The following is a 24,864-nucleotide window of genomic DNA, read 5'->3' on the forward strand; positions in this document are numbered from 1 at the left end:
TACTCGCCCTAGGCTATTTATGGAACGGCATAAGATGACATATAAAAAAGAGGATACCTCACCCATCGTAAGATACCCTCTCTTTCAGCTGCTTAAACCATTCTCTTTCTAATTGTAAATATCCCATTTCACTCTTCTCGGCGCTCTTTAATTCTTGATCAGCTTTCTTCATATAAGTACGGGACGCTTCCATATTGCCCTCTACATATTTAATAATTCCTTGTGTACGGTAATATCCACTTAGGTCCATTTTTGTAATAGCCTTTGCATGTTCTTTTGCTTCTTGCAAAGAAAGACTATCCATCTGATAAAGGGCTTTATATAAAAGGTACCAACTATGAAAACTACTAACGAAAAACTTATTTTCTTTCGTTACAGGTAATTGAACAATTCGTTCTATATACGGTATCGCTCTTTCCATTCCCTCTTGATCTGCACGAGCAAAAAAGACGAGCATAAGTCTACTCATTATCTCTCTTATCCCTTTATTCTCTTTTATTTTCTCCTCACTCAATTCTACTAACCTTTCATCCCAATCTTTCGGTCTTTTATAACTAAATAACTCACTCGATATTTGAATCTCATATAAGTGATTTCTAGCTCTTTCATCATCTTTAATTAAAATAAGAAATTGCATCCCATCACTCATAAGTATTCCTTTTATCGGCACAATTGTAACCGCAAAGATTGCAAAATGGAAAAAGGAAAAATATAAAAGATATTGATAATAACTCACCATGTATATGTAACCGGAAGTAATACCAAATAGTAAACTCGTAATCGGTCCACCTAAAGTGAGCCACGCCCACTTTTTCGAAAGATTCGGCGTCTCTATAGAAGGTGGTACTAATGTTGCAACGCCTCCAAAGTACGCCCATAATTTATTTTCTCGAATGCGTAATTTTCCCTTTTCTTTTTGAATAGTAATGGGTCCTACTGTCATAAATTTAAATGTTAAACCACCTATTACACCAAATACTACATGTCCTAGCTCATGAATGGCTAACACTAACAATGAAATTCCAACTATTGCCCATAGGTTCAAAATTACTTCTAATTTCCCAGTTCGGATTACTCCGTATAAAATGGACAGAATTAGCGCCACTGTCATTGAGCCAGCTGGCCTTCTTAAAATATCCACCTTTTTCTCCCCTTAATAAATCATTTTTCTCTGCATTTCGTACATGAACTTCCCGAGATGCAATATCCAAATAAATGAGATTAAGCCAATTAATACAAAATCGATATCACTAGCAGCTGTATATATAACCGCAGCCCACCATACATATGCCAATATTGTATTCGTAAATTCATACGCTTTATATCCAGCCTCATGCACAATGTGCTTTAATCCTTCATCTGCATTTTTCGTCCACATTTTCATAGATTCCATATACGTTACACCTTGTTCAGGATATAGCTTATTATAACGATTTTTTGTTATGAGTCCGATAATTACTACAGTAGTTAAACAAAGAATAGAAACTACTAAATTCCACACCGCAAATGAAACATTTGTATCCTGCAACAGTGCACGTCTACATGTAATAACTGCATATACAAACCATGCCTGCGTAACTATATCACCTACACGTAAATATATACTTATAATGCCTAATTTCCTACCTTGTACGCTCTCTTCTTCATCGCGTGCCTCTGCTAACATACGTGTATTCTTCCAAGTATAGTACATCATTAAAATTCCAAAAATAGTACATATACCTATAAATGTATTAGATGATAATTTTCTCGGTTCATCCGAGAGTAAATTTAAAGCTATATAAGACGTTAAAAAGCCACCCATCATACTTACTGCTATTTTCCCCACAGAATCAAATTGTTTTTTTCGCTTACTCTTCATCGTCCTCTTCCCCCTCTACTAACGTAAATATTTCCTCCACTGGTACATTGAAAATTTGTGCGATTTTTAACGACAATACAATAGATGGTGCATAATCCCCACGTTCAATTAAACTAATCGTTTGCCGTGATGATCCAATCACTTTTCCTAAATCCCCTTGTGATAAACGATGCTTTGCTCGCAATTCCCTCACTCGATTTTGAAGCTTCATGTCTTCCCTCTTTTTCATTTATTTAATTAAAATTGTAAATAATATCCTTATTTTTGTCAATTATAATTGTCATTACGACTATAATAATTGACAAGATACTTATTTCTTATCCTGTATCAAATTCCTATAAAGAATGTAAAATGTACATTAAACATAGTCTTAACAATAAAATAAAAAAGGCAGTGCTTTTGCACTGCCTTCCTAAATTCTGACATAGAATGGATTTCATATTAGCTTGCGTTTTGTAGTAATACTCGTTTTAACTGCTTACGGAAACGAATACCTAACGTAACCGCTACAATCACAATAACTCCAAAAATGATTTTACCGATATGACCTTCTAGCACTCCAAAGATATCATGTAAGTTTCCACCTAACCAGTAACCACCGATTAAGAAGAATGATACCCAAAATAGAGCGCCTGAATAAATTGTAATGGCAAAACGACGGAATGGTAAATTAATAATTCCTGCAAAGTATCCTGTGAAATGACGTACACCAGGAATAAAGAAACCAATAAAAATTAAGAAGTACCCATACTTATCAAACCACATTCTCGTTAAGTCAATTTTTCTTTGTGTTAAAAATACGTATTTCCCATACTTTTGAATGAAAGGCATACCTAATTTATTTCCTAAAAAGTATTGAATCGTCATTCCTACACTTGTCCCAATAAAGGATAGAATAATTAAAATCGGTAAACTTAAATCACCCTTATGTGCTAAAAATCCCGCATATGCTAACGTTGGCTCTCCCGGAAACGGAAGTGCAATATATTCTAACAGCAAACCTACAAGTACAACATAGTACCCGTATTGCTGAAATAATTCATGAATCCATTCCATGTCATCTCTCCTTTCAATCACGTACAACTTCTTACTATTATTGTATAAAAAAATTGTCGAAATAACTATCACAATAGCTTACATTTTTATTACATTTTTGTAAGGGTCACACTAATGATTTCCGTTCTTTATTAAGTAGTTAAAAGCATTTTTCAAGTCGAAATAACAAAAAGACGCATTAATAATATGCGAATTTTATCCATTTTTTAACACTGAAAAACCTTTCTTATTTTGTTCTCAATAAAAAACCACCACAAACTCATGCTAACTTCATATTAGCTTCATATACGTATTGTAAGATTATATCGGAATTTGTTGAAAAATTTAACTAATATATGACTAAGCATTAATTTGAATAAATATAAGTCGTTTTTCGAAATTGAAAAAAGGGTGAATACGAAATGGAAGCATATAAAATGCACGATTTTATTAATACAAATGTTGAATCTCATCAAAATGAAACCGTTTTTAATTTACACATATGTGAAACAAGTGAATTTGACGTAAGTTTAACAAAATCTACAACACTATCTTTTATCGTTTCAAAAAAGAATATTAAAATTGTCACGAAAAAATGGACTAACTCAAACCAAGAAAGCATGATTGGCAAAAGCTACATCATTCCAACGAAAGCTTTTCACTATTTCTTACCAATTATTTCTGAAAATGAAGATGAGCTAAATATTCAAGTTCAAAGTTTTGGACTACGTGGCGAGCTTTTATTAAACGAAAGATTACTTATTGATAAAAACAACAAACACAACAGCAAAATCACTACATTCTTTGAAACATTAGATGAAAATGTAAATAAAGCATTACGAGGATTACAACTTCATTGTATGTAAGACTATTACGATAGTAAAAGGAGAATAACAATGAAAAAATTATTATTAAGCGCACTATTATCATTAGGATTTTTAACTCTTCCATTCGCTAGCGCAGAGGCCGCTACAACGAAAGATCAATTAATTGTAGACACTCAGTTAAATAAAATGGATTATTATCAGGATGGAAAATTTATAAAAAGTTTTACTGTCGCTACTGGAAAAGCTGCAACGCCTACACCTAAAGGCACTTTTCAAATCGTAAATAAAATTAAAAACCGCCCTTATTATACAGGCAAAATTAAAGGCGGGGATCCACGTAATCCACTTGGTGACCGTTGGCTTGGATTAAATATGGCAGGAACTTACGGAACAACTTATGCGATTCACGGAACTAACAATAATCAAGCAATCGGCAAATGGACAACACTTGGTTGTATTCGTATGTATAATAATGATATACACTGGTTATTTGAGCGCGTTCAGCAGCAAGCTACTGTCACTGTTAAATAGCCTAAAAACAAGATTTATGTGTAGCCAAGAATTTTATGTCTTGGCTTATTTTATTTATTCATTTACAGTAGCAAAACAACTGTATTTACATATATAATAGGAATAGATTTGATTAGCTAATATCTAAACATTGATAAACGTAGATATTAAAATTATACAGTTATAATGTTTTATAAATTTTATAATACATACTATAATAGAACTACTGTAATTCTGAACTAATCAGTAACACTAAACTATTCCCCTTGCTACTTTTATTATTATTTTATAGCGGGGGCTTATTATATGTATAAACAATCTGAGTCACTCGAAAAATGATGAATTCGAATATTGCAGTAAAAAGCGTTATTTAGGAGGTGTTACTATGACGCATATACTGGTGATTGAAGACAACCCAGATATACAAGAACTTATTCGTGAATTTCTAATGGCACAAAACTTTACTGTTGATGTAGTTGGTGCTGGAACAGAAGGTATTCTTCTTTTCCAAAAAAATTCATACGATCTTGTCCTCCTCGATGTAATGTTACCAGATATAGATGGCTATAGTATTTGTAAAATTATGCGAGGACAATCTGATGTACCAATCATTATGTTAACTGGCTTACATAATGAAGAAAGTGAAATTAAAGGATTTGAGTTAGGTATTGATGACTATATTACGAAACCGTTCCATTACACCGTATTTATTAAGCGTGTAGAGGCTGTATTAAGAAGGGCAGCAACGAAGGAAGCAGAAGCTGCAACTATACTACAATTCCATGAATTGATGTTAAATTCTACAGCATATGCAGCTTATGTTCATGGTAATCAAATTGAATTGACAACAAAAGAATTTGAAATTATTTATACTTTACTGCAAAATCGAGGAAAAGTATTATCAAGAAGTGATTTGTTGAATAAGGTATGGGGCTATGAACATTATGGTGATGTAAGAGTTATAGATACACATATTAAAAACTTAAGAAAAAAATTAGGAATTCCTTATATTAAAACGGTGAAAGGCATTGGCTACAAAATCGAATCGTAGCAAAGACAACATCACCAAAAATATTTTCATCAAAACCTTATTATTTTGTATTCTTTTATCACTTTGTCTTTATCAAATCATTTACTTTCTAGCTTCAAACTACGATAAAGAACGTTTTGTGAAAGAAAATGGAACGCCGACTACAGAACAGGCGGATTTAGATAAGCAAAACGATCAAAGTAAAACGAATCAAAATAAAGCTGTGTCAGAGGGAAACATTTCTAATTTCCAATCTTCTATTGTAGATTATAAATCTCTTTCTACAGCTATCAATCACCTTTTGCAGCCTAGCCAAACTGCAAAGGCAAAAGAACATACACAAAACCTTTCGGGGGAAAATAGCACTTCTAATCAGCTTACAGAAGCAGAAAAGAAAGCCGCTAATAATGATGCCTTACATACACAAAATGCAGCAAGTAAAACAAATGATACAAATGATAATCCAAAGTTAGCAGATGCGTTGCAGCAGTTAGCTCCACAGGTTGGCGCGACAATGCTTGCATTATCTCTACTCGGATCTTTAATGTACGCAAAACTAATTGCTAAACCTTTTCAATATATGAGCGATGCTTTAAAAGATATTATGAATCTTGATTTCTCAGATAAAAAGCTACTTAACAAAAATACAGATCAAACAGATTTTAATTTGTCAGTAGCTGCTTCACAAGTACCAAATATTGTGAAGAATTTACATGAAAGCAATCAAGATTTAAGAAATGAGCTCAAGAAAGAACAACAATTAGAACAATCTCGTAAAGAATTTATGTCTATGGTATCCCATGAATTAAAAACACCAATCGCAGCCGTCATGGGACAACTAGATGGCATGATTCACGGAATTGGAGCTTATAAAGATAGAGATAAGTATTTGAAACGTTCCTACGAGATGATGCAAGACATTAACATATTAACGGAAAAAATGTCGGAATTATCCAAAATACAAAACCCTCAATTTAAACCGAATTTAGAAGTCATTTCTTTATCTAATATTATTGAGGATGTTATGAAGAAAGTAGATTACTTTGTATCTGTAAAACAATTAAATGTACAATCTAATATTAAACACGACGTACAAATTTTAGCTGATCCTAAATTTATTCAAACTGCTATTTTTAACATTATTTCAAATGCAATTCATTATACAATTGACCATCAGCACGTATATATAAAGCTTTATGAAAAACCAAACGGTTACGCATTAGAAGTATTGAATACAGGTTCACAAATTGATGAAGATAAACTTGCTCATTTATTTGAGCCTTTCTATCGCGCAAACCCTGATAAACACGGTTTAGTACAAGGTAGTGGTCTTGGATTATATATCGTGAAACAAATATTAGATAAACATCAGTTTCCTTACGGGATACAAAACACAGCTCAAGGTGTAAAATGCTCCATTGTATTCCCAAAAGCAATGTAACATTCACTTTAATTACATACCCCAAACTCATACTTCATGTGTGAGTGGCGGAATTTTGTAGAGTGTCTTACTCTGTTTCGTTCGCCCGTTATCCTTATTTGGATAGCGGGCGTTTTTTATTACTTAAAAGGAGGATTTTTTATGGATAAGTTTAAATATTCATTGCTCGTTTTATTCGGTGCTTGCAGCTACGGCATACTTTCAACTATTTTCAAACTCGGATTCATAAATGGATTTTCAACACATCAACTATTAGGGGGACAATATGTCTTCGGATGGATTGGACTATTTCTACTCGTTCTTTTCTTTTCACGTCATAAGGTAACAAAAAAACAATTCTTTTCATTACTAACCGTCGGAACAACAATGAGTATGACTGGGATTTTCTACGCTATTTCTGTAGAAGAACTACCCGCATCTATCGCTGTCGTCCTACTCTTTCAGTTCACTTGGATTGGTGTCATTATCGAAGCGATTGCAAATCGAACCTTTCCAAGCCGCGATAAGATCATATCTATCCTTATTTTATTTGCTGGTACATTGTTTGCAGGTGGTGTATTTGAAGGCCTCGGACAAAGTTTTTCTACGAAAGGGATTATCTTTGGACTATTAGCTGCAGTCTCTTTTTCATTCTATGTTTTTGCAAGCGGACGCGTTGCTACAGATGTTCCCCCTTATACGAAAAGCTTTCTCATGACAACAAGTGCGACTCTTATCGTATGTCTATTCTTCCCACCAACCTTTTTAACAGATGGTGCCCTCCAAGCCGGTCTATGGAAATATGCTTTCTTCCTCGGATTATTCGGCGTTGTTGTACCTGTCATTTGTTTTTCAATTGGCGTACCGAAAGTAGGAACCGGACTTGGTACAATACTAGGTGCAGCTGAATTACCAACTGCTATTATCGCTTCTATTACACTTGTACATGAAGTCGTAACATTCATGCAGTGGATTGGTATTATTTTTATATTGGTTGGGATTTTCACTCCTCAGCTGCTTACAGCTAGGAAAGAAAGGAAACACAATCGCGTGCATAGCGCTTGAAAAAATACAGAATTTATATAAAAGATATAACTGCAATTAAAATAAGTAAATTTATCTGGAGGTATAAATGACTATTTTAAGCATCGTATTTTTTGCTATTATGTGTATCTTCTTCCTAATAAGATATATGAAAGAAAAGAAATTTCACGATTTACTTCTCATTCCCGTTTGTATATATGCAGGAGCAGTGAAAACTCCTTTCGTAGAATACTTAAACTTTAATACTACATTTAAAATAACGTATGATATCGCAGCTATTATTCTTGTAATCCTTGCCGTACTTTTCTTTTTGAAAGATAAGAAAGAGAATCATACTGCATAACAAAAGACCTTTCATTTACTTGAAAGGTCTTTTTCTATATTTCACTTTACCGCTCCATATAGCTTCCCTACCTCATGCTCAATTTGTTTTACATCGATTCGCTCAAATAGTGGCTGCACGCTATCAATTCTACTTGGCAACGTATTTTGCGGTTCCCAATTTCGTTTAATAATCGACAATGTGCTTCTAACTCTTTCACTTGAAAATGGTAAAAACGGTTCAAGGAGATTTGCAAAATTAGCGATAAGATACACACAGTTATAAATCGTTTCTTCACACGAAACTGGATCATCTTCTCTTTGTTTCCAAGGCTGCTTTTCATCAAAATATTTATTTGCAAAACGTACTGCATCAAATATTGTCTCTAACGCCACCTTAAATTTAGTTTGCTCAATCGCCTCTCCTACATTTTTATATAATCCTTCTACTTTATCTTTCAGCTCTATATCAATAGTCCCCTTTGGTACAGTGCCATCATAATATTTTTCAATAAACTTTAATGTGCGGTTCACGAAGTTTCCATATGCTCCTAACAATTCACTATTATGACTGTAAATAAATTCACGCCATGAAAAATCAGTGTCACGATTTTCTGGTGCATTTACTGTTAAGAAGTAACGGATAGAATCTGGATCATAGCGTTCTAATATGTCAGGTACCCATACTGCCCAGTTTTTACTTGTAGATAATTTTCTTTTTTCAACTGTTAAATATTCATTCGAAACGATATGACGCGGGATTGCTTCTTCCCCTATTCCAAGTAATACCGCTGGCCAAATGACGGAGTGAAATGGAATATTATCCTTGCCGTGTACATAATATGTTTGCGCATCGCTATTCCAAAACTCTTGATCATCTTTTCCTGTTTCTTCAGCCCAATGTTTACTCGCTGAATAATATCCTGCCACTGCTTCAATCCATACGTAAATTTTTTTATCTTCATACCCTTTCACTGGAATTGATACCCCGATTGGTAAATCTCTTGATACAGCCCTATCTTGTAACCCTTCCTTTACGTATCTTTCCGTTAATTGAATTGCATTATCACGCCATGTTCCTTTTTCTTTTGCGATTTCTACAACTTTTTTAATTTGCTCCTGAAATGTATGCAATGCAAAATAGAAATGCTCTGTTTCCTCTACAGATGGCGTACTACCACATAACTTACATTTCTTTTCTAACAAATCAAGAGGATCTAAAATAGCAGAACAAGCATCGCATTGATCTCCTCTTGCTGCTTCATGGCAATATGGACATATTCCTTCTACATAACGATCCGGTAAAAACTGCGTACACGTTTCACAATACGCTTGTTCCACTGTTTTTTTATAAATATAGCCTTCTTCTAATAAACGTAAAAAAACTTTTTGAACAGTTTCATGATGATGCTCGCTATCGGTACGTGTATAGCAATCATACGTAAAACCGAGATCACGAAAACATCGCTGAAATTCTTCATGATACTTATTAGCAATTTCTTTTGCTGTCACACCTTCTTGTTTTGCTCTAATTGCAATCGGTGTTCCATTGCAGTCACTCCCTGAAACATACAGCACATTCTCACCTTTTGCCCTGTAATAACGCGCTAAAATATCTCCAGGTAATAAACTCGCAATATGGCCAAGGTGTAACGAACCATTTGCATACGGCCAAGCGCCTCCAATAAAAATACTCATCTTATATTCCTCCTTTAAAATATAAAAAGCCCCGCCCCTATCTTAAAAAAGATAAGGGCGGAGCTGTATAAACAGTCGCGGTACCACCTTATTTCGCCAATCACTCACATAATTAGCCTTAACAAGTACGGAGCTCTATGCTCTTATACTGTGGTTTTGATAACGAGTACCAACTCTCGTCGCCGCCTACTATTATCATTTGATAAGTTCAGGACGAAGCTCAAAGGCCATTGTTCAAATGAATATTCTTGCTTCTTCTCAGCTACCGAAGCTCTCTGGAAAGAATGTGTTCATCCTACTTTTCCTTTTCAACGCTTTTACGTATAACAAGTATTTTACGACTTAATCACAGAAAAATCAAACTTTTGTCCAGAACGAAAAGGAAATCCCATCCTCCCGCCGAATACCTATACGTTCACAAAAGGAGTGATAACATTGAACCAAAAACAACTAAGCACTATAAATGAAAAAAGCTGGAATACAGCTGCTTATGAAGCTTGGACGAATCGCCATGGGGCACCGGAGGATTATGCGAAAAAAATCATGGAAGATCCCACACGCGAAGTAGCACATTATTTACCTTACATACAATCTCCAAAAGGAAAATGTATTATTAATTTACTCGGCTCAAAAGGAAATAAAGCTGTTGCTCTCGCCCTTTTAGGCTCTGATGTAACAGTTGTTGATATTTCAGCGAGTAATGCAAAATATGCAAATGAACTTGCATATGCCGCAGGCGTTTCTATTCATTACATCGTTTCTGATGTACTAAATGTAAATCTCTCAAAATCATTTGATATCGTATTACTGGAGCTTGGTGTACTCCATTACTTTCTAGATTTAAAACCACTCTTTCAAAAAATTGCTACTTTACTTAAGCAAGATGGAATGCTTATCCTTCGTGACTATCATCCTGTTTACACGAAATTATTAGGAGTCGACCACCCATCATTTCAGGCCAATGGAAATTATTTCGATGAAGAATTAATTGAAGATGATGTTGCTTATAGCATCCTTCTTACAGAAGCACAGAAAGAATCGCTACCTAAAACAACCATCCGTCGCTGGACGCTAGGAGAAATCATTACAACACTTGCGGAAGAACGTTTTAAAATTGAAAAACTAGTTGAAGAACATGGATCTCATCAAAGATGGGTCTTCCCTTCTACTGCACCAGAAGGAATCGAAGAACGTATCCCTGGTCTATATACAATAATTGCGACAGCATGCAAAAAAGGATCCCTTCACGGATAGGATCCTTTTTGCATGCTCACGCATATAAGTTGAGGTTGGAGATTACCATAATTCTGTAGAATAGGACACAAGATATTTCAACATTTCGTCTCTGACTTACGTCGTCAAAAAGGGGTATGACCAACATAACGAAGAGTAATGTTTTTAGTTGATACTGATAATCGTTATCAACTAATTAGAAGTATACATGATGTCATTTCAAATTTCAATAGCATTTCTAATATTTATTTATGAATTTTATGATATGCAAATGTATACATTTTAAGAACTTTTTCTAATACCAATCTGACTCCTTCCATTATCTGCTATAATTTTTATTGAACAGATTAATAACTTCATAATAATGTTTTTATTAATTTCGTTCTAAATATCTATAAATCATAATAAACAGTTTAAATGAGGGTAGGGGTAACGATGAAATATGTTAGTATTCGAAAAAAACTACTGTTCACACTCTTAAGCATTTCTTCTTTATTTAGCATTGCTCTTATTGTTATTCTTTCATTCGCCATGAATCAAGCAAGTGAAATCGAAACGTTAAAAAATGATGTATCGAAAAGAGCGACGATTTTAAAAGAACGTGGCGATTGGTTCCAAGGACAAGTTGCTGGTTTACAAGAATATTTGCTATCACATGATCAAAAAGGATTAGATAAGTTCAACCGAGAAGGGAAAAAATTAGCTGATACTAGAGAGAAAGTAACAAGTGACAAAAAGCTCCCAGAAGGAATGAAAGAAGCCATTTTAATGGGAGGAAAATGGCGTAGCGTCATAGATAATGAGGTACTCCCTCTTGCGCGTGAAGGAAAATGGGACGAAGCATCTAGAATTGCTTTAGCACAAACAGATTATGTAAATGATCTTTTAGGTCGTTTTAATAAATATACAAATGAAGAAAATGAGAAACGTGACGCATTAATTGCTGATGTCGAGTCTTCTTCATCACTTATTCAATATATTATTTTCTTCTCACTCATTACATGTACATTAACGTCTATTTTATTAGCATGGTGGTTCTCTGGTAAACTCGTTAAACCAATTCGACAAATTGATGAGAAGTTAAAAGAATTAGCTTCTCAAGATGGAGATTTAACGGCTAGATTACACGTAACGAGTAAAGATGAAATTGGTGACATTGCAAATTCCTTTAATCAAATGCTCACTAACTTACAGCATATAATAAAACAAGTTCAACAAACATCAACAAGTGTAAAAGAAGCTTCCGAAAATGTATTTATCGAAACAACCGCTTCTATGGAAAATACCGCAAGGACCCAAGAAACTATGAATGCTCTTGAACACAATATTCGTTCACAAGTTTCTAGCATTGAAGAAAGTTCAACCGCAATGGATGACATGGCAACGAGTGTTCAGCGTATCGCTGAGTCCGCGTCTTCTGTTACTAGTTTAGCTGTCACAACTTCAGAAAAAGCAGATAATGGGAATAAAGTCATTGAGAAATCTATTACACAAATGCATACAATTAACGAAGCCGTTAACGCTACATCACAAGTAGTTGAGCGACTCATTACACATACAAATCATATCGATACTGCACTTCAATCTATTTCGAATATCGCCGAGCAAACAAATTTACTCGCTTTAAATGCTTCTATTGAAGCAGCTCGTGCTGGTGAACACGGCAAAGGATTCGCTGTTGTTGCCGATGAAGTTAGAAAACTTGCTGAACAATCTCAAATAGCCGCAACTGACATTAACCATTTACTGCATCAAATTCAAGCTGATACAAAAATAGCAAATGACATGATGACACAAGGTCAAGCAGAGGCTTCTGAAGGAATTACGGTTATTCGTACCGCCGGATCTTCATTCTCAGAAATTGTTAACCACATTAACAAAGTCTCTACGCAAATGCAAGAAATGTCTGCAACTGCTGAAGAGATGGCTGCAAGCTCTGAAGAAATGAACGCAGCTTTAAATAATATCGCTTCTATTTCAAACGAAGTTGCTGCAGAAACATCACAAACAGCACATTCGGCTGGTGTTCAAGTAAACAAAATGAGTATCGTGGCTAACAAATCATCTGAAATGAAAACAATCGTACAAGAACTTGAAGTTCTCGTTTCTCATTTCAAAACAAACGCTTAAAGTGAAAATGACACAAGCTCAAAGGTATAAGAAAGAAAGTTTTACAGTCTCTCTTTTTTCACTTTAAAATATCTCTTTCTATCTCTCATTCCGTCTGCTATAATTCCTAAAGGAAATAAGAAAGCTTTATTCCAACTGGAGTAAAGCTTTCTTTCAATTTTTTACATTAATTAATTCTAATACTAAGATTTCACAAAGGAGGCTTTTTATCATATGAATTTTGTAAGTATCAGAAAAAAACTTATGTTCATGATGGGAACGATTTGCGCTTTATTTGGTATCGCCTTAGCATTTATTTTATTTTTTGCTATCGACCAATCTCGTAAAGCTGAAACATTACAAAAAGAAATTTCTCCACTGGCAACAGAATTGAAAGAACGTGGAGACGCTTATCAAGTACAGCTCTCTGCTTTAAGAGGTTATTTACTACAACATGATCAAGTCGAATTAGACAAGTTTAATGAGATGAGTAAACGTCTTGAGGATTCAAAAGATAAACTTCTTTCTAATCCAAATGCTTCTTCGTCCGTAAAAAGCACAATGGAATTAGGGTCTACTTGGAGAAAGTTCGTTGAAGAAAAAGTATTCACTCTTGCAAAAGAACAAAAATGGGAAGAAGCTTTACAAGTAGCTTCTTCAGAGAACGGAACTGTCTATAAAGTAATTGGTGACTTCACAAATTACAGTAATGAACAAGCTAAATTACGTGAACAATCTATTGAAAAAATTGACCAATCTGCACTCTTAATCGAATATGTTATTTTCTTATCACTTGTTATTTGTATTGTCGCTGCAATTATTCTTGCATGGTGGTTCTCTGGTAAACTTGTGAAACCAATTCAACAAATTGACACGAAGCTAAAAGAATTAGCCTCTCAAGAAGGTGACTTAACGGCACGTCTACAAGTAAATAGCAACGATGAAATCGGTGCTATCGCAACATCATTTAATAAAATGTTAGAAAACCTACAACATATCATTAATCGTGTTCAAAAAACATCAGTGGAAGTACAAACTGCTTCTGAAAATATGCTAGAAAAAACGAATACATCACGTGAGGCGACAGTAAGAGTCCAAAGCTCGATGTCTAACTTAAATGCAAGTATTCAATCACAAACTTCTAGTATGGAAGAAAGTTCAACTGCAATGGACGATATGGCAGTAAGTGTTCAGCGTATTGCTGAATCTGCTTCATCTGTAGCGGAACTTGCTGTTGCCACATCTGAACATGCTAGCGATGGAAGTACCGTTATCCAAAAATCTGTTTCACAAATGACAACGATACACGAAGCTGTAAATGCTACGTCAGAAGTGGTTGAACGTCTAATCACTCATACGAAATATATTGATACTGCTGTACAATCTATTTCTAATATTGCTGAGCAAACAAACTTACTTGCTTTAAATGCTTCTATTGAGGCAGCTCGTGCTGGCGAGCAAGGAAAAGGATTTGCTGTCGTAGCTGACGAAGTTCGAAAACTTGCTGAACAATCTAAAACAGCTGCAACAGACATTAATCAATTACTACATCAAATTCAAAATGATACAGAAACTGCTAGCTCTATGATGTCTCAAGGCCGTTCTGAAGCATTTGAAGGCATTAATGTTATTCGTGAAGCTGGTACTTCTTTCTCAACAATTGTAGAACAAGTAAATAAAGTATCTACTCAAATGCAAGATATATCAGCAACTGCTGAAGAGATGGCTGCAAGTGCTGAAGAAATGAACGCTTCACTTAATAACATCGCTTCTATCTCGACTGAAGTATCCAGCGAAACTGCCGCAACGGCACAATCTGCTGAAAAAAAAGTTATCGTTATGAATGAAATGGCAGTAACTGCTGGAAAAATGAAACAAACAGTTGAAGAGTTAGATCAACTCGTATCTCATTTTAAAACAGAATAGATTTTCAAAAAAATATCCCTCTTTTAAAGAGGGATATTTTTTTGAGCTCATTTCCTGCACATTATGCTTATTTCCGTTATAATGAGAATCGATATCATTAAAATGTAGGAGGGGCTGCTTATGTCACAAGAAGCATTTGAAAATAAATTATTTGCCAATTTAGAAGCTGTTATTGACCCTGAACTAGGTGTTGATATCGTTAATCTTGGATTAGTGTATGATGTTACAGCAGATGAAAATAATAATGCTGTCATTACGATGACTATGACTTCTATCGGTTGTCCAATGGCTGGGCAAATCGTATCAGACGTTAAAAAAGTATTATCAACGAACGTACCTGAAGTTAATGAAATAGAAGTAAATGTCGTTTGGAATCCACCGTGGTCGAAAGAACGTATGTCACGTATGGCGAAAATCGCATTAGGCATTCGCGACTAGCGGGATAAAGAAAAAAAACCTGACACTCTAGTCAGGTTTTTTTCTCTTATTATTTTACGCCTACTGCATCATAAGCTTTCGTTACAGCTTGTACAGCTTTAGAGTTTTTACCATATAAATCTTCAGCTGACTGAAGTGCAGCTTGACGCATCATTTTGAAGTCAGAGTTTGCAGTTAAATATTTCGTAAGCGCACGGTAGTAAATTTTTTCTGTCGCTTCACGGCCCACTCCAGTTACTTTCACGCCGTAATGATCTCCGCCTTCAGATACTAAATAAGCAGCTTTATTATTAATACTACTGTTAATATGAACGCCGCCATTATCAGCTGTTCCAGTATAACGTTTACTATAGTGATCTGGGTAACCTTCACTTGGTTTTAATGGGTTTGGAATAGATGCTGGATCTTTTAGTGAACGAAGTGCATCGCCTGGTTTATCAGGTGTATAAATGTCAGCACCTAAATCCCAGCTCTTCTTCTCAACCATAACACCCATAATGTCAGATAACGATTCATTTAACGCCCCTGACTCATTTTTGTAAACAAGGTTTGCTGTATGTTCAGTTACAGCATGCGTTAATTCGTGACCGATAACATCAAGTCCAGCAGATAATGGAATGAATGTTTTTCCATCGCCATCACCATACATCATTTGCACACCATTCCAAGCTGCGTTATTCCAGGCTGTACCTACGTGAACAGTAGAAATAAGCTTCGCACCTTTATCATCGAAAGAGTTACGATTAAATGTCTTTTTGTAGTAATCATATACTTTTCCTGCATTTACATGCGCATCAACTGCAGCTTTATCTTCGAAGAACTTAGATTTACTTTCAACTTCTTCTCCTGTATATCCAAGCCATTGTGAGAATAAATTAAACCAGTTCTCGTCCATATTTTCTGCATCAAATGTATGAACACCTTGTCCTCGTTTACCATCAAATAAGTTGAATTGTCCTGTTTTCGTATCTTGAGCAATTTCAAATGATTGTCTAGCACCTAATACTCCGTAACCAAATCCAGTAATGTTATCTACAGCGTTATATTTCTCAATAACATTTCCATTCGTTGCATCAACAAAATAATGCCAATATCCTGGAGCTGGTTTTGAAATCGATGCCTTAACTAAGTATGCAAGGTAGTAATTACCGTCCTTTTCATATACAAATAAATCTTTTTTCACACCGTCATAACTCTTTACTTTACCAATTTCTTTCTCAATATCTGCCTTTGCAATTGTTTCTGCTTGTTCCGCAGTAATGCTTGCAGCTGCAGGAATATTTTTATCATCTAAATTCGGAATAACTTGTCCGAAGAATGCTTTTACATTATTCTCTTTATCAAGTGTAACAGTTTGATCAGAACCGTACACAGGAATGTTATTATGTTTCTCAACTAGCTTCACATGTGTCGTATCAGATTCAGCGTCTTTTTCTTCCCCAACGATATTAAAATGCTTTTCAATATTTCCTGCTAATTTAAACATATCTTTCTTACTCTCTAAGTATTGAAAGACCGTCTCTTTTTTATCTAGCCCTTCCGGTGCTTTCCATTCTTCACCTATGTATGCAGGTGTTTTAAATTCTTGATGATATTGAATTTTTTGTTCTTCCGCTTTCGTTGTCGTTGCCCCAAACGCTCCAAATCCCCCGGCGATAACAGTTAACGCTAATGCTGATGAAATGACTTGCTTTTTCACTATAACATTCCCCATTCCCATAAAGATTTTTGACACTTTTATACAATTCTGATTTTTACAGCTGATACCTCTACCCAAAATTTGAGAAACATTTTTCAGACAATTCCAATCAAAAAAAGAGGACATCCTATCGGATGTCCTCTTTTTTTTTACGCATTTTATTGTTTTTTCAATTCAATTGCTAAATAGTGTGATTGCTCTTTCGCTTGAATGTGAATATCTTCTTCTACCGCTTCTGCTGCATCACGCATAACAAGATTTTCACCATTGATTACACTGCTTCCTTCAATTTGTACAAGGTACAATTGACGGCCTTCTTTCACTGGAAAATGAATTTCTTTTCCAGCCTCTAATGATAAGGAGTATAAATTCGCATCTTGGTGAATTTGAATTGGTGCATTTCCTTCTACTGAAGATACCATATGGAACCATTCATTTTCGCGCTTGCTCCAATCAAATTTAAACTCACCATAGTTTGGTTTATGATCCGCACGGTCTGGTAAAATCCAAATTTGTAATAAACGCAGCGTTTCATCGCCTAAATTATGCTCGCTATGAAATACACCCGTGCCAGCACTCATATATTGAACATGTCCACGCTCAATCGTTCCGCGATTTCCCATGCTGTCTTCATGTGTTAAAGCACCATCTACAACGTAAGAAATAATCTCCATATCACGGTGCGGATGCATATCAAAACCAGTTTGTGCCGCTACTAGATCATCATTAATAACACGTAACGCTCCGAAGTTCATGTTATTTGGGTTATAGTAATTAGCAAAAGAAAAATGAAAATGTGTATTTAACCAGCCATGATTTGCTCTGCCCATATTTTTATGATCAACTTTTCTAAACATATCCTTCACCTCATACTATCTCGAATTCGAGATTTATTTTAAAATTTTTTCTTACTGTAACTTTTTTAGTAGTGTTAATAATTGCTTTTGTTCCTCTATATTTAAATTATGAAACTTCTCTGCTTGGAACGTTTCTTGAGGTGGGACGATTTCCTCATATAAAGCTCTTCCCTTTTCTGTTAAAGAAATATATTTCGTAGTACCCTCTTGTTCACGCGAAATCCACTCAAGCTGCTCCATTTTATTTAAAAGCTGCGTTACATTTCCTTTCGTAACAAATAGCTTATTTCCAAGTTCTTGCTGCGTTAAACGATTATGTCCTCCAACTTGAGCTAACACATCAAACTGGGCGGCAGATACATTCCATTTTTTCAAATGCTGATTCGTCTCACGAATACTCTTATTATAAAAACGTGATAAACGAAACCATAATAGTAACCCTAGTCTATCTTCTGTTTTCATTTCATCACCTCGCTCGTTTCATATCATTAGTTTAGAACTAAACTTTATAAAAGTCAAATACTTATTTTTAATAAGTACAAAGAAAGCACAGCGCTATTTCTCCACTATGCTTTACATTAACCTTCTACTCTTATATTCATCCAATTTCCTCTCCGCGAACTTCCTCGCATCTTTTTCAATCCACCGCTCTTCGTACCGTTCACTTCCCACATACAATATATCTCTCTTATGCTGCATCGCATGGCGGAATTCATGCAGTAGCGTTTTGAGAACTTGCTCATACTCTTCCCATATACAAACGAAAATTAATTGCTTTTCTTTATGATAAAAACCACCTACTGGGAATAGGAACTCTTCTTCCTCTTCTCCTAATGATAGAAGCACATCGTTTGCATCACACGTATCACAAAAAATAACGGGCGTTTTACATACTTCAATAAGAGAAAACAAATCCTCTCTCAACTTTTTGACATCCCAAGGAAGCTCCGAATCCAACACATACCAATTCTCTACCTGTTGATATACATTTTGAAACTGGAGTTCCATTTCTCTTTATTCCCCTTTCCAAGCACCCTTTTTCTATATGTATGCCACAATATGGTAAATATTAAACGTATTCTTTCATCCTTGAAAAAATGCCAATAAAAAAGAATCTACGTCGACATAGATTCCTTTTCTGTAATCACTTTTTTTTCATCATTTTTTTTAATACAAAATAACCAATTGCACAAACAATAGCAGCAAGTGCAAAGTATTTCACATATGGCCCCGCAACTTTATTAATACTTTCCCACTCTGTTCCTAATTTAAAACCTAAATATACAAACACAATTGACCACGGAATAACAGCTAATGTAGTTAGCGTAATAAACTTAGCATGTGACATTTTCGCAATACCCGCTGGTATCGAAATAGCATGACGCACAACCGGAATAAAACGTGCGGTAAAGATAACACCAGTTCCATAACGATTAAACCAATCTTCAGCATAATCAATATGTTTCTTCTGAATTAAAATATATTTTCCATATCGCTCAAGAACAGGTCTTCCCCCATATCGACCAATCCAATAAATGAATAGTTGTGCAATTACACCACCAATTGTACCGAACGCGACAGCGCCCCAAAATGTAATGCTTCCTGTTGATACTAAATAACCTGCATAAGACAATACGATTTCACTTGGAATAACCTCTAGCATTAATCCAAGCATAATTCCCCAATAACCAAGTCCTTCTAAAAAAACTAAAACCGAATGAATCAACTCTCCTAACATCATTTACCTCTCTTTACTGTTTTCATTACAAAAATCAAAGTACAAGCAGGAAATATCTTGTACTTTGATTTTTTTAATTTAGTTAGTCTTCGTATCCCACTTAAAGATTTTATTTAAGAATTTATATACATTCTTCGACTCTTTTGTCAAAAGTGGGCCTAAAATGGATAGTATAAGCACGTATAGTGCTGAGAATGGTTTCAGTACTGACATTAAACCACCGGCGATACCGATATTAGCCATAATGATGGAGAACTCTCCTCTTGAAACGATTGTTAATCCGATATTTGTTGATGCTTTATGAGATAATCCAGCTTGTCTTCCTGCGATCATTCCTGCTACAAAGTTACCGATTATCGTAAGAAGGACAGCGCCTAACGTTAACCATATCGCTCCGCCTAATGAGAACGGATCAATACTTAACCCGAAGCTGAAGAAGAAAATAGCTCCGAAAAAGTCTCTAAATGGAACAACAAGATGTTCAATTCGATCACTATGCTCTGTCTCAGAGAAAACTAATCCTAGAAGAAGTGCTCCAATTGCTTCTGCAACGTGAATTGTTTCTGAAAAACCAGCAATGAAGAATAACGAAGCAAATACTACAATAATAAAGATTTCATCTGAGCTAATGTTGAGCAATTTATTTAATAACGGCGTAGCCTTTCTAGCTACTATAAAGAATAGAAGCATATATCCTAAAGCAATTCCAATTGAAGTAAGGGCACCTAAGAAGGAAGCGTGATCTCCAAGTACTAAACCAGAAACAACTGATAGATATACAGCAAGGAATATATCTTCAAACATAATAATTCCTAAAATTAATTCGGTTTCATTATTACCAGTTCTTCTTAAGTCCACTAACACTTTAGCAACGATAGCGCTAGAAGAAATCGTAATAATACCCGCAATAATTAAGATTTCTAGTAATGGGAATCCCATTATAAATCCGTATAACAAACCAAGTGAAAAGTTAATTAAAATATAAATCGTTCCACCAATCGCAATAGAGCGTCCAGATTTAATTAGTTTTTTCATTGAAAATTCTAATCCTAGATAGAATAGAAGGAATAGAACCCCAATCCGTCCAAGGAAGGAAATTACACTTGCACTTTCAATAAATTTGAGATCGATAACACCTATCGTCGGTGCATGCGGTCCTACTAACATTCCAAGAACAATTAGAAAAGGAATTACTGAGAATTTAAATTTTCCAGCAATTACTGCTGCAATTGCCACTAAAACTAAAGCTGTACCAACTTCAAAAATTAACGTATCCATCTAATCAGTCCCCCCTATTTGAAAGTAATTCATTAATAATTTTTTTAATTTCTTCTCTCTCACCTGAAACTACAAGCATATCTCCGTCTTCAATTACTGTTTCTGGTCCTGGATTAAATAGCTTCTTCATGTTCTTCTTCATAACTGCGATTATCGTTACGCTATATGTTTTTCTTATTTCAAGATCGCCAATTGTTTTTCCGATTGCTGGAGCTGTATTCTCCACTTTGAACCACTCAATCGCTAAACCTTCAAAAACCATCTCAACATTTTCTAACGCCCTAGGCTTATATACCATTCCACCTAATATTGCTGCGATTTGTCTTGCCTCTGAGTCACGTAGTGAAATACTTGAGATGCTTTCTTCATGGTCTGAATCAAAATGATACATTTCTCTACGTCCATCATCATGAATGACAATTACCATCTTTTCGTTACCTTTCGTAACGATTTGAAACTTATAACCAATACCCGGAAGTTCACTTTCTCTAATATTCATTTTTAGCTCCTCCATAACTTTTTTTATTTTAATTTTCTGTTTTTCTGTCTTTTATTCATCCAATCAATTTTAGAAATTCTAACCACTCAGGATATTTGTGATTTGGAAATCTTTTATTGTAATAATAAGTGGATCCTAAAAAGATACTTAAAGATGTAATGATAAAAAATATATTACTTCTCATTTTCAAACTCTCAAGGCTTACTTTCCATAAAGAATCTTCTTTCAAATTATCCCCACCTTCTCGCTTTAAATTTAGTTTTTTAAAATGTAAATAATTCTAAAAATATTACGATGTGACATAATCATAACACAAAAATGATTTAAGTAACATAATTTTTTAGAAAAATTGATTCTCGTATATTTTTTGCATATAATTTTCTTATTACGAAAAAAAGGAAGTGTATTATATGGTTGATATCTTTAGCAGATTCCTTGAGGTAACGAATAATATTTTATGGTCATATATTCTTATTGCAATGCTAATCGGCTTCGGTCTTTACTTCTCTTTTAAATTAAAATTTGTCCAAATTACTCATTTCAGTGAGATGGTCAGCTTAATTAGTAAAGGGTTTAATCGAAAAGAAAAAAAGAAAGATAGCATCTCCCCATTCCAAGCATTTTGCTTAAGTGCAGCAGCACGTATCGGTATTGGGAACTTAGCCGGTGTAGCATTAGCAATTTCAATGGGTGGACCTGGCGCAATATTTTGGATGTGGTTTATCGCGATTATCGGAGCAGCTACTAGTTTCGTAGAATGTACACTTGCGCAAATTTATAAAGTAAAAGATGGAAGTAGGTTCCGTGGTGGACCAGCATATTACATGGAAAAAGGGTTAAACAAACGCTGGATGGGCGTCTGGTTTTCACTTCTTATTACAGTTGCGTACGGATTAATTTTCAATTCAGTTCAAGCGAATACAGTAACAATAGCGTTTGAAAATGCTTTTGGACTAGAGCGAACGATCGTAGGAGCTCTATTAGCCTTATTAGTTGCAGTTATTATTTTTGGTGGTATTAAGAGCATTTCACGTATTACAGAAATGATTGTTCCGCCAATGGCAATCGTTTATATCGGCGTGGCTATTTTTGTCGTTATTAACAACTTCAGTATGTTACCAAGCATTTTCATGGAAATCTTTAACGGTGCATTCGGTTTAGACCAAGCTATCGCTGGTGGTATTGGAGCAGCAATCAAGTTCGGTATTCAGCGCGGTTTATTCGCTACAGAAGCAGGAATGGGTAGTTCTCCTAATGCAGCCGCAACATCTGATGTATCTCACCCTGTAAAACAAGGGCTTGTTCAAGCATTAGGCGTTTTCGTAGATACATTCTTAGTATGTACATCAACAGCATTTATCGTATTATGTTCTGGACTTTACAAAGGATCAAATTTAGAAGGCATCGAATTAACACAAAACGCATTAAGTTCACAAATTGGACCGTGGGCAAGCACTTTCTTAGCGATTATTATTTTCCTATTCGCTTTCAGTTCACTTCTAGGAAACTACTATTATGGTGAAACAAATATCGCATTCATTAAAGAAAGCAAAACATGGTTAATGATTTATCGTGTTGCAGTTGTCGGAATGGTATTCTTCGGATCAATCGCTGCTCTTAAAACAGTTTGGAGTTTAGCTGATTTATTCATGGGACTAATGGTATTCACAAACTTAATTGCCATCTCATTCCTTAGCAAATTTGCTTACGCTGCATTAGTAGACTATTTGAAGCAAAAGAAACAAGGCAAAGATCCTGTCTTCGTTGCAAACTCTATCCCTGGCTTAAAGAATACAGAGTGCTGGGATGGACAGGATGTAGAAGAAAAACAAAAGGCTGTTTAACAAATAAAAGCGGAAGCGGCTCGTTCAGAATCGCAGGACACTTCAAGCTCTCGACCTTGAAGCGCTTTTTGCTTCGAGCGAGAGAGCGAAATGACCGGAGATTCTAGCCGCTGGAGCTGGATATTAATTAAAAGCGGAGGTGACTTGCTCAGAACAGGAAGGCGCGAAATGACCGACTGGTCTAGTCACCGGAGCTGGATATCACTAAAAGCACAAGCGGCTCGTTTAGAACAAGAGCCATATCTCAAACAAAGGCCCTATTACTTCATCGTAATAGGGCCTTTTATTTACAACAGTTCATAATTTGTTCAAATTAATTCCAGCAAAAGGGTTGATTTATAGAGATTACTAGATTATAATAATTATAAATTAGTAATTGATATCACATAACAACTCAAAAGGAGATTGATCATAATGAACAAACAAGTAATCGAAGTATTAAACAAACAAGTAGCAGACTGGAGCGTTTTATTCACAAAACTTCACAACTTCCATTGGTACGTAAAAGGACCTCAATTCTTCACATTACACGAGAAATTCGAAGAACTTTACACAGAATCAGCTACTCACATCGACGAAATTGCAGAACGTATTTTAGCAATTGGTGGTAAACCAGTAGCAACAATGAAAGAATACCTAGAAATATCTTCTATTCAAGAAGCAGCTTACGGAGAAACTGCAGAAGGGATGGTCGAAGCAATCATGAAAGACTACCAAATGATGCTAGTCGAACTGAAAAAAGGCATGGAAATTGCTCAAGACTCTGACGATGAAATGACATCTGACCTACTACTAGGCATCTACACAGAACTAGAAAAACACGCTTGGATGCTACGTGCGTTCTTGAATCAATAATAGACTTTAAAGCAGAAGCGGCTCGTTTAGAGTCGCTTTTTTATGTAATGGTCGCACTTAACGGTACACGAAATTATATCAACGATTTTTCAAATATATCGATCATAACTCGCAATATATCAACGATTTTTTCATTATATCGATCATTACCCGCAATATATCAACGATTTGACAAAGGATATCAATTTGCCGACAAATCACGACAATATCAGCGCCCCTCTCCCCTACTTTTATCAATATATTACAATCTCATCTATGTTAAAATATAGGAAACACCCTTTAGTATCATAGATCCAAAAAGCTTTTCCAAATTCATCATTTACTACTTAAATGACGGGAGTGGTTCAGTTGAAAGACTACTTAATTAGAGCATTTTTTGCGTTAATAACAGTTGGGATTCTCTTACTTATAGCTAATATTTTCAATATACGTGTCGAGGTTAAGGACTATGCTTTCCTCGTTGTCGTAGCAATTGGTGGCGGCTGGGGTGGCTGGTACCTGTATAAAAAACAAAATAAAAATAACAATAAAGGCATTCCGAAATAATATGGAATGCCTTTATTCTATATTACATAATTAAACTTAAACCAATAATAAAAGCAGTCCCCAAAAAATATCATAAAAACCCATATTCTATGGTAA

General features: G+C 35.1%; 25 protein-coding genes and 1 other annotated feature. Of the genes, 13 read left to right on the top strand and 12 right to left on the bottom strand.

Features of this window, described 5'->3' with window-relative positions:
* Positions 1-58: 58 nt before the first annotated feature.
* The 4 genes from H6481_RS13945 to H6481_RS13960 form a co-directional block, all read right to left on the bottom strand.
* Positions 59-1,111 carry a hypothetical protein gene (locus tag H6481_RS13945; protein WP_071731088.1) on the bottom strand — a complete coding sequence of 351 codons (1,053 nt, stop codon included), beginning with the start codon at positions 1,109-1,111 and terminating at the stop codon, positions 59-61.
* Between the two features lie 42 nt (positions 1,112-1,153).
* Positions 1,154-1,861, bottom strand: a complete 708-nt coding sequence (locus tag H6481_RS13950) for a DUF3169 family protein (RefSeq protein ID WP_000837722.1) — start codon at positions 1,859-1,861, stop codon at positions 1,154-1,156.
* Positions 1,851-2,072 (bottom strand): helix-turn-helix transcriptional regulator, encoded by a 222-nt coding sequence (locus H6481_RS13955; protein WP_000776173.1) that lies wholly within the window; start codon positions 2,070-2,072, stop codon positions 1,851-1,853. The genes H6481_RS13950 and H6481_RS13955 overlap by 11 nt, the downstream gene beginning before the upstream one ends.
* Positions 2,073-2,302: 230 nt before the next feature.
* Positions 2,303-2,917, bottom strand: a complete 615-nt coding sequence (locus H6481_RS13960; protein ID WP_000454754.1) for a DedA family protein — start codon at positions 2,915-2,917, stop codon at positions 2,303-2,305.
* Between the two features lie 401 nt (positions 2,918-3,318).
* Here H6481_RS13960 and H6481_RS13965 point away from each other — a divergent pair, with 401 nt between their 5' ends.
* The 6 genes from H6481_RS13965 (at position 3,319) to H6481_RS13990 (ending at position 8,070) form a co-directional block, all read left to right on the top strand.
* A complete protein-coding gene (locus H6481_RS13965; protein ID WP_000388762.1) occupies positions 3,319-3,762 on the top strand; it encodes a DUF3978 family protein in 444 nt (147 codons plus the stop codon).
* A gap of 30 nt (positions 3,763-3,792) precedes the next feature.
* On the top strand, positions 3,793-4,254 hold the full coding sequence (locus H6481_RS13970) for a L,D-transpeptidase (protein ID WP_000735058.1): 462 nt from the start codon (positions 3,793-3,795) through the stop codon (positions 4,252-4,254).
* 364 nt (positions 4,255-4,618) lie between these two features.
* Entirely contained in the window at positions 4,619-5,284 is a 666-nt protein-coding gene (locus H6481_RS13975; protein ID WP_000148833.1) for a response regulator transcription factor, read from the top strand.
* Positions 5,262-6,704, top strand: coding sequence for a HAMP domain-containing sensor histidine kinase (locus H6481_RS13980; protein ID WP_023523365.1), 1,443 nt, complete (start codon positions 5,262-5,264; stop codon positions 6,702-6,704). Before H6481_RS13975 ends, H6481_RS13980 begins: the two co-directional genes overlap by 23 nt.
* A gap of 141 nt (positions 6,705-6,845) precedes the next feature.
* Positions 6,846-7,748 carry a DMT family transporter gene (locus H6481_RS13985; protein ID WP_182812057.1) on the top strand — a complete coding sequence of 301 codons (903 nt, stop codon included), beginning with the start codon at positions 6,846-6,848 and terminating at the stop codon, positions 7,746-7,748.
* Between the two features lie 67 nt (positions 7,749-7,815).
* Positions 7,816-8,070, top strand: a complete 255-nt coding sequence (locus H6481_RS13990) for a hypothetical protein (protein ID WP_000154128.1) — start codon at positions 7,816-7,818, stop codon at positions 8,068-8,070.
* Positions 8,071-8,111: 41 nt separating this feature from the next.
* Here the strand turns inward: H6481_RS13990 and metG are convergent, their stop codons facing one another.
* Complete coding sequence (gene metG, locus H6481_RS13995; protein ID WP_000021585.1) at positions 8,112-9,746, bottom strand: methionine--tRNA ligase; 1,635 nt, start codon at positions 9,744-9,746, stop codon at positions 8,112-8,114.
* Positions 9,747-9,796: 50 nt separating this feature from the next.
* Positions 9,797-10,067 (bottom strand) — a binding site (T-box leader).
* Positions 10,068-10,181: 114 nt separating this feature from the next.
* On the opposite strand from metG, the gene H6481_RS14000 reads away from it, so the two are divergent.
* The 4 genes from H6481_RS14000 (at position 10,182) to H6481_RS14015 (ending at position 15,452) form a co-directional block, all read left to right on the top strand.
* The gene (locus tag H6481_RS14000) at positions 10,182-11,000 is read left to right on the top strand and encodes a class I SAM-dependent methyltransferase (protein ID WP_182812060.1); all 819 of its coding nucleotides are present in this window, start codon (positions 10,182-10,184) and stop codon (positions 10,998-11,000) included.
* Positions 11,001-11,414: 414 nt separating this feature from the next.
* Complete coding sequence (locus H6481_RS14005; protein WP_071731077.1) at positions 11,415-13,109, top strand: methyl-accepting chemotaxis protein; 1,695 nt, start codon at positions 11,415-11,417, stop codon at positions 13,107-13,109.
* 213 nt (positions 13,110-13,322) lie between these two features.
* A complete protein-coding gene (locus H6481_RS14010; RefSeq protein ID WP_001012193.1) occupies positions 13,323-15,014 on the top strand; it encodes a methyl-accepting chemotaxis protein in 1,692 nt (563 codons plus the stop codon).
* A 120-nt stretch (positions 15,015-15,134) separates the two neighbouring features.
* A complete protein-coding gene (locus tag H6481_RS14015) occupies positions 15,135-15,452 on the top strand; it encodes a metal-sulfur cluster assembly factor (protein WP_000076418.1) in 318 nt (105 codons plus the stop codon).
* A gap of 49 nt (positions 15,453-15,501) precedes the next feature.
* Here H6481_RS14015 and H6481_RS14020 read toward each other — a convergent pair whose 3' ends face one another.
* The 7 genes from H6481_RS14020 to H6481_RS14050 all read right to left on the bottom strand — a co-directional run bounded on the left by H6481_RS14020 (position 15,502) and on the right by H6481_RS14050 (position 21,523).
* On the bottom strand, positions 15,502-17,151 hold the full coding sequence (locus H6481_RS14020) for a M4 family metallopeptidase (RefSeq protein WP_033685825.1): 1,650 nt from the start codon (positions 17,149-17,151) through the stop codon (positions 15,502-15,504).
* A gap of 158 nt (positions 17,152-17,309) precedes the next feature.
* On the bottom strand, positions 17,310-18,008 hold the full coding sequence (locus H6481_RS14025) for a pirin family protein (protein WP_017657013.1): 699 nt from the start codon (positions 18,006-18,008) through the stop codon (positions 17,310-17,312).
* Between the two features lie 51 nt (positions 18,009-18,059).
* The gene (locus tag H6481_RS14030) at positions 18,060-18,470 is read right to left on the bottom strand and encodes a MarR family transcriptional regulator (protein WP_063548973.1); all 411 of its coding nucleotides are present in this window, start codon (positions 18,468-18,470) and stop codon (positions 18,060-18,062) included.
* Positions 18,471-18,581: 111 nt separating this feature from the next.
* On the bottom strand, positions 18,582-19,016 hold the full coding sequence (locus H6481_RS14035; protein ID WP_063548975.1) for a DUF3920 family protein: 435 nt from the start codon (positions 19,014-19,016) through the stop codon (positions 18,582-18,584).
* 136 nt (positions 19,017-19,152) lie between these two features.
* On the bottom strand, positions 19,153-19,746 hold the full coding sequence (locus H6481_RS14040) for a DedA family protein (protein WP_000900214.1): 594 nt from the start codon (positions 19,744-19,746) through the stop codon (positions 19,153-19,155).
* Positions 19,747-19,824: 78 nt separating this feature from the next.
* Positions 19,825-21,024, bottom strand: a complete 1,200-nt coding sequence (locus H6481_RS14045) for a cation:proton antiporter (RefSeq protein WP_000380223.1) — start codon at positions 21,022-21,024, stop codon at positions 19,825-19,827.
* 4 nt (positions 21,025-21,028) lie between these two features.
* The gene (locus H6481_RS14050; protein ID WP_021036196.1) at positions 21,029-21,523 is read right to left on the bottom strand and encodes a cation:proton antiporter regulatory subunit; all 495 of its coding nucleotides are present in this window, start codon (positions 21,521-21,523) and stop codon (positions 21,029-21,031) included.
* 410 nt (positions 21,524-21,933) lie between these two features.
* On the opposite strand from H6481_RS14050, the gene H6481_RS14055 reads away from it, so the two are divergent.
* From H6481_RS14055 to H6481_RS14065, 3 genes are all read left to right on the top strand, one after another.
* Complete coding sequence (locus tag H6481_RS14055) at positions 21,934-23,367, top strand: alanine/glycine:cation symporter family protein (RefSeq protein ID WP_000227591.1); 1,434 nt, start codon at positions 21,934-21,936, stop codon at positions 23,365-23,367.
* Between the two features lie 414 nt (positions 23,368-23,781).
* Positions 23,782-24,222, top strand: a complete 441-nt coding sequence (locus H6481_RS14060) for a Dps family protein (RefSeq protein ID WP_001041891.1) — start codon at positions 23,782-23,784, stop codon at positions 24,220-24,222.
* 348 nt (positions 24,223-24,570) lie between these two features.
* Positions 24,571-24,768 carry a hypothetical protein gene (locus H6481_RS14065; RefSeq protein WP_000656311.1) on the top strand — a complete coding sequence of 66 codons (198 nt, stop codon included), beginning with the start codon at positions 24,571-24,573 and terminating at the stop codon, positions 24,766-24,768.
* Positions 24,769-24,864: the final 96 nt, after the last annotated feature.

It is taken from the genome of Bacillus sp. ME78 (assembly GCF_903970865.1).
GTDB lineage: Bacteria > Bacillota > Bacilli > Bacillales > Bacillaceae_G > Bacillus_A > Bacillus_A cereus.